Origin of the sequence: Clostridium tanneri (assembly GCF_033659955.1) — a bacterium.
In the GTDB taxonomy this organism is placed as follows: domain Bacteria; phylum Bacillota; class Clostridia; order Clostridiales; family Clostridiaceae; genus Clostridium_AM; species Clostridium_AM tanneri.
Genome location: NZ_JARUJP010000004.1, coordinates 154,575 through 167,259 on the forward strand (window position 1 = coordinate 154,575; position 12,685 = coordinate 167,259).

A 12,685-nucleotide genomic window follows, 5' to 3' on the forward strand; every position below is an offset into this window, starting at 1 on the left:
TATGGATTATCAAATAAACCGATTTGTTATCGAAATTCCCGACAGTGATGAAAAAACAAGTACAGACCAATTAGATATGGATTTTTTTCTGCAAAAGGATTATAGAAAAGTTATACTAGGTACAGTTCGTTTTCCAGATGGTGAACCAGCACCTTGCTCTGTAGTAAAAATCTTTAAATTAAAACACCCTCACTGTGATGCTGAAATCACATCAGAGCTTGAGCCTATTGGCCATGCAATAACTGATGATAATGGTCAATTTCTTTTAGGACCTTTATATCCCGGTGATAAAATAGTATTAAAAATACTGTATCTAAATGGTCTAGTATATGAGCCTTCCTCTAAATCTGTGAAAAGTACCTGTGAACCAATGGATACTGAGTATGAGGAAGAAGAATAATTCATGGGTGACCTAGGAAAAAGAGATTCAGCTATTATAATTCCATGTAAAAATGAAGGAATCTATCTTAAGCAAACTATAGACTTTATGTTAAAAACTGAAGCTAAAAAGCTATCAGATATTTTTGTTATAGATGACAATTCTAACGATAGCTGTTGTGAATTTTTAAAGAGTGCTTCTAAACGTTATCCTAACGTATCGCTAATTCAAACAAAGGGAATAGGTCCATCACAGGCTAGAAACTTAGGAGCAGCTCTAGCATCTGATGCGAGATTTCTAATCTTTTGTGATGCACATCTCACTATGAGGGAAGGCTGGCTTAATACTATGCTAGAAGCTTTTAATAATAGGGAAGTTAGCGTAATTTGTCCAGGTATTGGACATTTTCACCCTAACAGTGCTGTAGGCTATGGTCAAAACTGGAATGAAAATCTAGAAACCTATTGGCTGGAGAGGCCTAACAGTATAGGAGAAATCCCATTGGCTCCTGGTGCCTGTATGATTATTAAAAGAGATGTATTTCATGCTGTAGGAGGTTTTGATCCCTTATTTACTAGCTGGGGTTATGAGGATGTGGAATTATCACTTAAACTCTGGCTTTTTGGATATAAAATTTTCGTACACCCTGCTGTTAAGGTTGGTCATAAATTTAGAAAAGTTCAGCCTTATAATGTAAATATAGTAGATTTTCATTATAATAAGTTAAGAATAGCCATTATCCATTTTAATAAGGCTAGGGTTAAAAAATTAATAAAATTAATGAATGATTATCCTCATTTTGAAAAAATAATAGAAAAAATAAAGATAAGTAATAGTCATGAACATCGCAAAAACTATTTTAGGCGACGTATATATGATGACAACTGGTTTTTCAATAAATTTAACATACCCTTTTAACATTAATATATAGAGGTGATCTACTTGAAACATTCACTAGAGGATATTAATAATAAAAAAAATTTGAAAGTTTCCGTTGAAGCAGTTATAGAGAAGATGTATAAATTAAATGGTACTGAAAGACAGGAAATTGATTGTAATCAGTTAGTATTAGAGGAAGAAGCCCCTAACTTAATAGAGTTAGATATTATTATAAGCCCACCGCAACACTAGCATTGATCAAATACTTTACTATTGATGATAAATTTAAATTAATTCCTAGCTTAAGATAAGTGGGCGAGGGATTAATTTAAATTTATATAAAGAATTTCCTAAGGAGGGTGTCTATGTTAGAAATGCTTTCCTTTATTCAGCAGCTTATAATTTTATATAGTATTGCTTTAGTTGGTTACGCAGCTAAAAAATTTGGTATTATTGATGACACTGCTGATAAAGCTCTTACCAACATAATTCTCTATATTACTTTGCCGGCATTAATTGTCTTTTCTATGGATTTCCCTTTTTCCTTTTCTTTTTTAAAGAATTTCTACACTTTAATATTCCTATCAATATATATTCTTGTTTTAGCTTGTATATTAGCATTCTTTATGGCAAGACAGAACAACCTTCCAGAAGATAAAGGAGGCGTTTATCAAAGCTTAATAATCTTTGGTAATCAAGGCTTTCTTGGCTATGCTCTTTGTTTTTCTTTATTTTCAAAGGAAGGAGTTATGTATGCTTCCGTATTCAACCTTTTTTTCTTATTCTTGATTTGGACCTACGGAGTATATTTAATCGCAAAAGAACAACTAACTTTTTCTTGGAGGATACTAATACTAAATCCTGGTGTCCTTGCTACTTCTTTTGGCTTATTACTCTTTCTTATGCCTTTTAAGCTTCCTTTGACTATATCAAAATTCCTTGAAAACCTTGGCACACCTACAACTCCTCTTTCCATGCTTCTTATTGGTAGCCTTATTGGTAATTTAAAAAAAGATGTACTTTTGAAACTATGCAAAGACAAGCATCTTTGGCAAGCAGTTTTTGCTAAACTAATAATTGTACCTTTACTTCCTTTTATGCTGATTTTTTTTAATATAAAATTTACTCTGCTAGCCATAGCAGTAATTTTAACTGCTATGCCCTCTGCTCCTACCACTGCCATATTTGCAAAAAAATATGGCAGTGATACCTACTTTGGATCTATAGGCATATGTGTATCCACCTTACTATCCCTGCTATCTCTGCCACTACTATATTGGCTGTTGAATATTTTGGCTAAGTAGACTACATTGTCGGCATTTAATATATTCTAAAAATCATTGTTATGTTTACTTATATCTTAAATAGAGTTATTAGGTGGATTATAAAACTACCTACACAATTTATTATAGCGTAAGTAGTTTTATAATCAGCTTTTATCTAGTTTCTGCGACTAACTTGTCTACAGCTAAGTTTACCTCATTAGAAGCTTTAACCTGTAATTGGGAAAGTTCATTAAGCTTATTTGTTGAACTCTTAATATTCTTTATTTCATCTGAAAGCTGGCCTAAAATTTACCCCCTAACTTTGTAGTTAGGAGGTGTAACTGTTAATTACTATTAATATTAATTTTTTATAAAGTGATTCCTTCAATCAACAATGCCCTTGTTGGCGCAGCTTCTGCACCCTTTATTTTTAAAGGTGGAGCACAAAGTACATAACTTCCTTCACTAATATCTTTCAGCCTAAGTCCCTCTACTATGGTAATTCCCGCTTCCATTAGGATTTTATGTGTCTCATGGTTTGGCTGACTTCTTTCTATTCCTAATCCATCAGTTCCAACGCCCTTTACCTCCTTTTCCTTTAGGTACTCTGCTCCACTCTTCTCTAGATAAACAAAGTCAAAATCAAATTCTTCTGTATTAGAATTTCTTGTCTTTAATATTATAAAGTCTCCCTTTTGTATATCTTTTTTTATCAGATCTTCCCTCATTATTGTATTATGAACATTAGTTAAATCCAAAACCTTACATTTAGTTATAACAGTATTTAAATCAAGAGTTTCAATAGTGCTGCCTTCTTCAATCATATGAAGAGGTGCATCAACATGAGTTCCTGTGTGCATATCCATTGAAATTCTAGATTCATAAGCACTGCTGTTAATAAAGTTCTGAACATTATTTAAAACGGGTCTCTTCTCTTCCTTATTCTTATATACCATCATATCATGGTGTATATTCATTGAAATATCATAAATTTTCATTTATTTCTCCTTTAAACCAATAGACTAAATTTAGAACTCTTATTTTCTTGCACAAAAACTGTTAGACTCTATATTCCACCATTTTCTGTTATCTCTAGATAACAGCAGTTCCGCTTCTCTAGGACCATTGCTGCCTGCCTCATAGTTAGGAAAACTGTTTTCTTCACTTTTCCATGCCTCTAAGATACTGTCAACAAATTTCCATGAGTACTCAACCTCATCCCATCTTGTAAAGAGAGTAGGATCACCTTTCATAACATCATAAAGCAATCTCTCATAAGCTTCTGGTGTATTGCTCTCAAATTCGCAATTTTGACAAAAATCCATCTGAAGGGGAAGAATATTATTCCTTGAACCTGGCTCCTTGCCATTAAACTGAAATACTACCCCTTCCATTGGGTTAACTTTTATAGTAAGCAAATTAGGCTGCAGTTCCTTATTTTCTTTAAAGTATAAAATATTAGGAAGTTCCTTAAATTGTACAGTTATTTCAGTAGATTTCCTATCAAGTCTCTTGCCACTTCTTATATAAAAGGGTACTCCAGCCCATCTAAAGTTCTGTACATGCATCTTTAACGCCGCAAAGGTTTCAACTTTTGACTCCGGTGATACATTAGCTTCGTTTCTATAGGCAGGCACAACTTTACCTTCAATTGAACCTGCTCCATATTGTCCTCTAACTACATTACTTTTAATAAATTCCGGTGTTAACTTTTCAAGAGACTGAAGTACCTTAACTTTCTCGTCTCTAATATGCTCAGTCTTAAGGCTTGGTGGTGGTTCCATGGCTGTTAAGGTAAGAAGTTGAAGCATATGGTTTTGAACCATATCTCTAAGGGCTCCTGCCTTTTCATAGTATCCTCCCCTATTTTCCACACCTACAGTTTCAATAGCAGTAATTTGAATGTTATCTATATATTTATTATTCCATATAGGCTCAAATATTGAGTTTGCAAACCTTATAATCATGATATTCTGTATCATTTCTTTACCAAGGTAATGGTCAATTCTATAAGTGTTATCTTCTGAGAACACTTCGGTAATCTTTTTATTCAAGTATTGAGCAGATTTCAAATCTCTTCCAAAGGGTTTTTCAATAACTACTCTTTTAAAGCCTTCTCTAGTATCAACCATATTGTGATTATTTAACTTATCTACTATTACTTCAAAATATTCTGGTGCTACAGCAAGATAGTACATCCTATTTCCGTTAGTATGATACTCTTTGTCTAAAGCCTTCAAAAATTCATTTAGTTTGCTATAGCCTAAGTTATCATCAAAACTAAACTTACTATAGTATATTTTATTTCTAAGAACATTCCATAGATCATTATCAATTTTAAGTCTAGAAAATTTTTGTATTGATTGATATATACTATCTCTATACTCTTCATGAGATAGGTCTCTTCTTCCAACAGCTACCACCGCAAAGTTTTCTGGCAGCATATTCTCATGAAGTAAGTTATATATAGCAGGTATAAGTTTTCTATGAGCAAGATCCCCTGTACCTCCGAAAATAGTCATAACACAGGATAAGTCTTTAGTTATTTCCACTTAAATCACCATCTTCCAAAATATAATGTCCTGTTTACTTCTTAGCAACTGCATGGCCGCCAAATTCATTCCTTAGTGCAGCTACAACCTTACCAGTAAAAGTATCTTCTTGTTCAGAACGATATCTCATAAATAAAGACTCGGTGATTATTGGTGCAGGAACCTTAAGCTCTAAAGCCTCTTGTACTGTCCATAACCCCTCTCCTGATGAGTACATTATACCCTTAATTCCATCTAAATTAGCATCCTTTCTAAAGGCACTTTCCGCAAGCTCCATGAGCCACCCACGAATAACAGAGCCATTGTTCCAAACCCTAGCTACTTCCTTATAATTTAAATCAAATTGGCTTTTTTCAAGTATTTCAAACCCTTCTCCCATAGCTTGCATCATTCCGTATTCAATACCATTGTGGACCATTTTAACAAAATGTCCAGAACCGTTTTTACCTGTATGCAAATATCCCTTTTCTACACTTATATCCTTAATAAGTGGCTCTATGTGCTTAAAAACATCCTCTTCAGCACCTACCATTGTACAAGCGCCATTTCTAGCTCCTTCTATTCCACCGCTTGTTCCCACATCTACAAAATCTATTTCTTTCTCCTTTAATTCTCTATATCTCCTAAGAGTATCTTTATAATTTGAATTTCCTCCATCAATAATTATGTCCCTCTTATTTAATAATCGTACAAGCTTCTCTACCATATCGTCTACTGTGTTTCCTGCAGGCACCATAAGCCAAATAATTTTTCTTCCAGTTAACTTATTTACTAACTCCTCTATGCTATAGGCTCCTGTAATACCTTCCTTTTCTGCTTCCTTCACCTTTTCCGCCGTTCTATTAAAAGCCACTACCTTATGACCTTTATCTCTCATATTTAGTGCAAGGTTAAAGCCCATTCTTCCCAAACCAATTAAACCTATTTCCATTATTGTAGTCCTCCTTAAAGATTATAAACAATAGCTTATAACATAGTATTATTTATAATTAACTAAATTTATACTTTTATATTTCTCAGTTATAGTAACAGGTATACCAAATTTATATAATAAAAGCAGAAAATTATTATTCTACATTTTTGGCTGTAATTTTATTAACATTATACCATATTTTTAATACCAATCAATAATAATTATTACTTAACACTTCATACTAATATGGTATAATTTTTCTTATATTTTGTGCATAACTCTTTTTTAATCATAAAAAGGGCATAAAAGTAAAAAACTTACTTTTACGCCCTTTTGGATATGCTATATATCTTTAATATGTTATCTTATTTCCTTAAGCTTATTTTTTATTAAAGAAATAATGTATTCCCTGTCCCTTTCATTATGTACATAATCAAGATTGTCTACCTCTACTACAAGTAGTGGTGATATATTATATTCACTAAAATAATCTTCATATTCCTTATTTAATTGCTCCCAGTATTCCCTTTCAACAACCTGTTCATAATCTCTTCCCCTTAACTTTATCTTTCTAATGATATCATCTGTGCTGCTCTTAAGATAAATCATTAGCTTAGGTGGCTCCACATGCTCAAGCATATTAGCTAAAAGGTCCTTATATAGGGCATATTCTTCTGACTCCATTTCCTGATTATCTGCTAAAAGCTTAGCAAATATTACATCCCCATATATACTTCTATCCATTACAGTACCATCAATTTTAGCTGCTTCCTTAAGCATAGCAAACCTTTTATTTAAAAAGAATATCTGTAGTGGAAAAGAATATCGCTTTCTATTATAGTAAAACTTATCTAATAGAGGATTGTCTGTTACAGGCTCTAAAAAAGGAGTATATCTAAATTCCTCTTCTATAATATTCATAAGACTTGTCTTACCTGCTGCTACACAACCATCTATTATAATTGAATTCATTATTTTATCTTCCTTTCTGGCACTTTTTAATAACTTAAAAAACTCTATGTATTCATTCATTAATTTGCCTCCTAGCACATCTACTAAATAGAATCCTATATTAATATAACCAACATATTATATATTAAATAGTTCCAGAAAGACAAGCCTTAAAGGAGACCTTTAAGGCTTATTTATATTTAGGTACACTCAATTTTTATATTATATCTTTTCATAGTCTCTTCGCTTAGAGTTCCAAGCTCTCTAAATTCTATTTCTATCATCAAAATTATATCCTCAGGTAACTCTTCATTATCTACTTTAAAGATAATGGACTCAGTTTTAAAAATTAACATATAATCAACCCTCATTAAATTATTATTTCTTCAAAAAGTTTTATTTAGAAGGTATTATTCCTATATATATTTATTACATTTTTTTTATTTATAGTACTAATCTTTTTTCTGAATTATTTTTTTATATATTCTTATTCTAATGATGGTTAATAGGTGATTACAAAAGTAATCTTTTAAAAACTCCCCTATACCTTTCTCTAAAGTATACAATTTAAAAACCTCTAACCTTTCAAAATAAAAGATTAGAGGTCTTTATTTAAACTTCTATATTGGCAAATAGTTCTGCTCCCTTAGTAACAGTGATTTGGTAGAGTATATAATCGATAATAACAAATAATATACATAGAGATATACTTACAGTGACACCGTATTCTTGAAGTCTTATAGCTAAGAATGCAACTAAAGCTCCTCCAATCATACCTAGTACTAGATTTATAATTACATTAAAGTTCTGTTTTACTGCTTTTACTTCATTATCCCAAGTTAATTTTGGAAAGTTTAAATCAATTAATATTCCTACTAATGATGAAAATATAATACCTGGTAAAGAAGATACTAATACTACAAAAGGCAAGTATAACGGTATTCTAATAAGTAATACTGCTGCTAAAATCATAATTATTACAGATATAGTTCCCATAATTATCCCAGATAATAGTTTTGCAGTAATTTGGGTTTTATAACTAGTGGGAAGATACTTACTAATAAATATATTTTGCCCTTCTCTTGATATGGCCGTAGAGGTTATACCATTAGTAGAAGCGAGAAATATACTAGCAGCTAAAGATATCCCTATAACCATAGATATTATACTTGGATCCTTAATGAACTCTGAAGTATTTCTTAGTTCTACTAACATTTCAGGTTGGGTAAAAGCTGGAATTAGCATAAAAACTGGCCACAAGAAATTCATTAGTATACAATTCATAAAATAAACTGGCGTTCTAAATAGAAGTCTAAGTTCCTTCTTTGTTAAAGCATTAAGAGATGTCTTTTTCACAATTTGCTTTGCTAGCTCTTTAGAGGACAACTCTCTTCTTTTTGAAGAGGTTTCTGAAATTCCAACTACCCCTCTAAAATACAGTTTTTCTCCTAACATTACAAACAATAAAATTACAACTAAAGTAATCCCTGCAAATAGAAACATATTTACGAGTCCCTGTAAACTACTGTTATAAATTAATGCCTTGGTCACTATAGCTGTTCCTGGAAACATCTTGTTTGAAGCTTCAAGTAGAGAATTATTCCCAGCAGTTATCATTTGAAGCATCTTCTCTGGATCCCTTGAAGAAACGCCTATTCTTTGCATACCAATATTTAACCCTATGGCAAAAAACATGGCTATAATCCCGCCTAATATTTTAAGTTTATCTCTGTGTCTGCCTATATTTGTAAAGCTCATAAGTATCATATTTAACACTGAGGAAATAGTTAAAGGCATTATAGGCAGTAGTAAAAATATTATCGCTGAATTAAGATAATATACTATTCCGGCATCACTTTTTATTCCATAAACAATTAATAGAGGAAGCAGCAAAATTAACTCTGTTAAATATTCATAAAATAGTGCTACTGTAAACTTTGCACCTAAAATTTCAGAAGGTTTAAAAGGTAGCGGCAGTAAATTCTCTATATCATTTCCAAAGTAAAGCACATTTAAAGAATAAAAAATACCAAAGAAAAATATAAATATACTTACAAAAGAAACACCTAGCCCAAGTATTAGTCCCTGCTGATTTATCTTTAGCAAAACGTCATAGGCAGATCCGATAAACTGTATAATAAGCAAAATTGTAGGTGCAAAAGCTAATGCCAAAAGCCCCCACATTGCTAGCGTTTTATTTCTCTTCTTTTTATCTTGTCTTAAAGGGCTTCCTCCATTTTTCAAAAGTACCTTTGTCAAGGCTATATACCTACTCATTTTCAGTCATCTCCAAAAATATATTTTCTAAGGATTTATTCTCTTTGAATTGTTCTTTTAATTCTTCAAAAGTACCAGAAAATAATATTTTTCCCTTATTTATAATAGCAATTCTATCGCATATTTTTTCTGCAACCTCAAGAACATGAGTAGAAAAAAACACTGTATTTCCCTTATCTGCATGCTCCCTCATCATCTCCTTCAGCATATATGCTGATTTAGGATCTAAACCTGTCATAGGCTCATCTAGTATCCATACTGATGGGTTATGCACAAGGGCTCCCGTTAAAATAATTTTTTGTCTCATTCCATGAGAATAACTTTGAATTTGATCACCTAAAGCTTTAGTCATCTCAAATCTTTCTGATAACTTTCTTATTCTATCTTCTCTTTCTTCACTTTCTACACCATATATGTCTGACATAAAGTTTAAATATTCAATTCCTTTAAGTCTTAAAAACATATCCGGACTATCTGGCACAAAACCAAATTGTTTTTTTGCCTCTATAGGATTATCCTTTATATTTACTCCATTTATAGTTATATTTCCTGCATCAGAATTTATAATCCCAGTAAGCATCTTAATAGTAGTGGTTTTTCCTGCTCCATTAGGTCCTAAAAAACCAAATATTACTCCATTTGGTATTGAGAGATTTAGGTTATCTACTGCTTTTTGTTTTCCGTTATAACTTTTACTTATATTGACTAATTCTACCATTCTTATTCCCCCAAGTTATATTTATTATAGCTATTATATTTGTTATACATAATATAGGGCAAATATAATAACTCTGCAAGTAATTTTCATAATAAAAAATTTAGGATTAAAATTTAACCCTAAATTTTTTATTATATTCTAGTAAATATTAAACCATGTATCTATAAATCTTTTAATCCTTTTAATACTGCCAGCTTTGACATGCTGTATATAGAATTATTTTCTTTTCTTATTACTATTTCTTCATTAATACTCTTTCCATCCTCGCTTATATTAAATAAGGAAATGACATTTTTCTTGAAGGAGTATTCTACTAAATTATTTAAAATATCTTTGGCACTTTCCCTTTCCTTCAATATCTTATACAGGTAGTTTGCAGTTTGTTGTGCTTTCTCTACGTTTCTGTCCTTTAAAAAGTTCTTCTCAATAGCCCTTTCTAGAGCAAGAATTGCCATTTTTCCAATTCTGTTTTGTAAAATAGCACTTCCATTTATACAATTATTGTAAATAAATTCTACAGATTTATTTAATTGATTGAAGTATATATCAATATCTTCTTCACCAATACCAAAGGCTAAAAGTGCCATAGCAGTGGTCTCAACCTTATCTTCAATATTGCTGTCTTCATAATCTACAAAAGCACCATCTGCAAGTTGATTTTTAGCAATTAACCTGAGAAGTTCTTCTCTTGGATAAACTTTATCTAAATATTGATTGTGATCTATGTCTTCTTCCTCATCTCCACTATAGGATTTGTATAAAAAGCCTAATTGTTCATTTTCTTTAAAGTCTTCCATATCTATTTCATCAGCTAATGTACCTTCTTGTACCTTTATAGGAATTATATCCCTAAGTTCAATACCTAGCACAGGTTCATATCTAAGTTCCATAAATATGAAGGTGGTTTCAGGACTTATGATTCCATTATTTTTAGATAGCTCTACTACCTTTCTTCTCATAGCTTCCCTTGTTTCGCCACGCTCGGATATCATATTTAATTCTATAGACTTTATTCTCTTTCTTGCCCAAACTTTTTTAAGAAGATTAGCATTTTCTTCTGTATTGAAGTTATCTAGGTTTATTGTCTTAATGTATTCCTTCCCATCTACCATTCCTTTTATAGTTATTTCTCCACTTACTTCTCCCACTACATCCGCAAATATTGAAAATGGTTCTCTATCATACATATAATCTATAGTTCTTGGATAAGTGCTTGCAACCTTCAATGTTCCCCAATCAATCTTAATATCGTCTACTTCTGGATTTTGTATTCTAGTAAACTGCCTTAAAACAACATCTTCAATTCTCTTTCCTTTATTTATAAACTCTGCCTTTCCGTAACTTTCATGAGCAAGCTTATTTAGGAAATAATTATTAGTAGCAGAATCAATACCAAAGGAGAATATTCTATTATCACCGATATTCTCTCTTACATAAGATAATATTTCCTCTTCCTCTTCTACCTGATCATCAGTAAAAATTAGTATGGTGTTATGACCAACTTCATTTTCAAGACTGTATTTAATAGCTCCAAATATATCTGCATCTTCCTCTGTCTCTAAATCATCTATCCACTTTGATGCTTTTCTCAAGTTATCTGCATTAAATTCTGCCATGCCTTCATCAACGAAATACTTTAATGTATCCCCTACAGCAATTATGTCAAAAGTATCACCTTCCGATAAGTTTCTTATACACAATTGCAGTGCATTCTTTGCCTGCTTTAACTTATTGCCTTTCATGGTTTCGGAAATATCTATTAGAAAAACATAGCTTTCTTTTACTTCTTCCTCAAAGAAATCTAGTCTTGGCACCATTCTTAAATAGACTATACCTTTTTCCTGCTCTCCTTCTTTATATTCATAAATCATTCCATCAGCCTCTAGTGGATTTTGCTCCTTCATGAGAAGTATAAAATCCCTATCCATAGTGTTATAGTCATCCTGAAGATTAATCCTAGCTACTGTATCTCCTTCTCTTTCTACATCTATTTTATGATAGGTGGATTTAAATTCTAGCCTACAGAGAGATTCTACAAGTATGTTTGTTTTAAATTCAAAATCACTTTCATTTTCTTCTTTGATAAACTTCCTTTTTATACTATTCTTTATACTATTAATTGGTGATTCTTCATCTATTCTCTTTGGCTCAAAAACTGCTGGAATCTTAAGTTTAAAGGTATTATCCTTATACTCCAGTTCATCAATATAGGATAACCTTATTTTAACAATTTCTCCGGATATAATTTTTCCTATACTTATTTTAAATACATTAGGTTTGAATTCCTCTAGTAAGAAGGACTCTTTTTCCCTATTCTTTATATTTTCGTAAATTTTTATTGCTTTTTCTCTTTCTTCAACTATTGCTCTTAAAGTTCTTCCTCCTATTTCCGCTTCGAAACCAGAGATTATAGCAGTCCTAGGAATCGGAAACATGTAAACTCCCTCGATGTCATCCTTTCCTTTGTTTTCATAATCATGGCTTATAGTTATTTCTGCATAACTACCGCATACATTACCGCTTATGCTAATCCTTTTTAAAACCATTCCTTTGGCATCACCTTTAATTTCTTTTATACCATACACCATATCATACCCACCTTTTATTTCCATTTACTTAATTATACCAAATATTCCTTATTAATAGTGTTAACATAAATTCAATATTTATTTTTTACAATTATCTTTTTCACTATTATAAAGATAAAATTTTTTATTTAACTTATAAAAAAACCTCCATGTAGAACATAGA

Annotated in this window: 12 protein-coding genes; 4 read left to right on the plus strand and 8 right to left on the minus strand. The window is 31.4% G+C overall.

Annotated features, from left to right (window positions below; translation table 11 throughout):
• Position 1: 1 nt before the first annotated feature.
• The 4 genes from P8V03_RS05180 (at position 2) to P8V03_RS05195 (ending at position 2,562) form a co-directional block, all read left to right on the plus strand.
• Positions 2 to 400: a hypothetical protein gene (locus P8V03_RS05180; protein ID WP_261672125.1), complete on the plus strand. Its 399-nt coding sequence runs from the start codon at positions 2 to 4 to the stop codon at positions 398 to 400.
• Positions 401 to 403: 3 nt separating this feature from the next.
• Positions 404 to 1,297 (plus strand): glycosyltransferase family 2 protein, encoded by an 894-nt coding sequence (locus tag P8V03_RS05185; RefSeq protein ID WP_318797035.1) that lies wholly within the window; start codon positions 404 to 406, stop codon positions 1,295 to 1,297.
• 24 nt (positions 1,298 to 1,321) lie between these two features.
• Positions 1,322 to 1,510 (plus strand): hypothetical protein, encoded by a 189-nt coding sequence (locus P8V03_RS05190; RefSeq protein ID WP_318797036.1) that lies wholly within the window; start codon positions 1,322 to 1,324, stop codon positions 1,508 to 1,510.
• Positions 1,511 to 1,623: 113 nt separating this feature from the next.
• Positions 1,624 to 2,562, plus strand: coding sequence for an AEC family transporter (locus P8V03_RS05195; RefSeq protein ID WP_318797037.1), 939 nt, complete (start codon positions 1,624 to 1,626; stop codon positions 2,560 to 2,562).
• A 329-nt stretch (positions 2,563 to 2,891) separates the two neighbouring features.
• On the opposite strand, the gene P8V03_RS05200 is transcribed toward P8V03_RS05195, so the two are convergent.
• The 8 genes from P8V03_RS05200 to P8V03_RS05235 all read right to left on the minus strand — a co-directional run bounded on the left by P8V03_RS05200 (position 2,892) and on the right by P8V03_RS05235 (position 12,522).
• On the minus strand, positions 2,892 to 3,521 hold the full coding sequence (locus P8V03_RS05200; RefSeq protein ID WP_318797038.1) for a cyclase family protein: 630 nt from the start codon (positions 3,519 to 3,521) through the stop codon (positions 2,892 to 2,894).
• Between the two features lie 39 nt (positions 3,522 to 3,560).
• On the minus strand, positions 3,561 to 5,075 hold the full coding sequence (zwf, locus tag P8V03_RS05205) for a glucose-6-phosphate dehydrogenase (protein WP_318797039.1): 1,515 nt from the start codon (positions 5,073 to 5,075) through the stop codon (positions 3,561 to 3,563).
• Positions 5,076 to 5,109: 34 nt separating this feature from the next.
• Entirely contained in the window at positions 5,110 to 6,006 is an 897-nt protein-coding gene (gnd, locus tag P8V03_RS05210) for a phosphogluconate dehydrogenase (NAD(+)-dependent, decarboxylating) (RefSeq protein ID WP_318797040.1), read from the minus strand.
• A 342-nt stretch (positions 6,007 to 6,348) separates the two neighbouring features.
• Complete coding sequence (locus P8V03_RS05215; protein WP_318797041.1) at positions 6,349 to 7,020, minus strand: deoxynucleoside kinase; 672 nt, start codon at positions 7,018 to 7,020, stop codon at positions 6,349 to 6,351.
• A gap of 119 nt (positions 7,021 to 7,139) precedes the next feature.
• Entirely contained in the window at positions 7,140 to 7,295 is a 156-nt protein-coding gene (locus tag P8V03_RS05220; protein ID WP_261672117.1) for a hypothetical protein, read from the minus strand.
• A 256-nt stretch (positions 7,296 to 7,551) separates the two neighbouring features.
• Entirely contained in the window at positions 7,552 to 9,216 is a 1,665-nt protein-coding gene (locus tag P8V03_RS05225; protein ID WP_318797042.1) for a putative ABC transporter permease subunit, read from the minus strand.
• Entirely contained in the window at positions 9,209 to 9,934 is a 726-nt protein-coding gene (locus tag P8V03_RS05230; RefSeq protein ID WP_318797043.1) for an ABC transporter ATP-binding protein, read from the minus strand. The genes P8V03_RS05225 and P8V03_RS05230 overlap by 8 nt, the downstream gene beginning before the upstream one ends.
• 161 nt (positions 9,935 to 10,095) lie before the next feature.
• A complete protein-coding gene (locus P8V03_RS05235; protein WP_318797044.1) occupies positions 10,096 to 12,522 on the minus strand; it encodes a VIT and vWA domain-containing protein in 2,427 nt (808 codons plus the stop codon).
• Positions 12,523 to 12,685 lie beyond the last annotated feature (163 nt).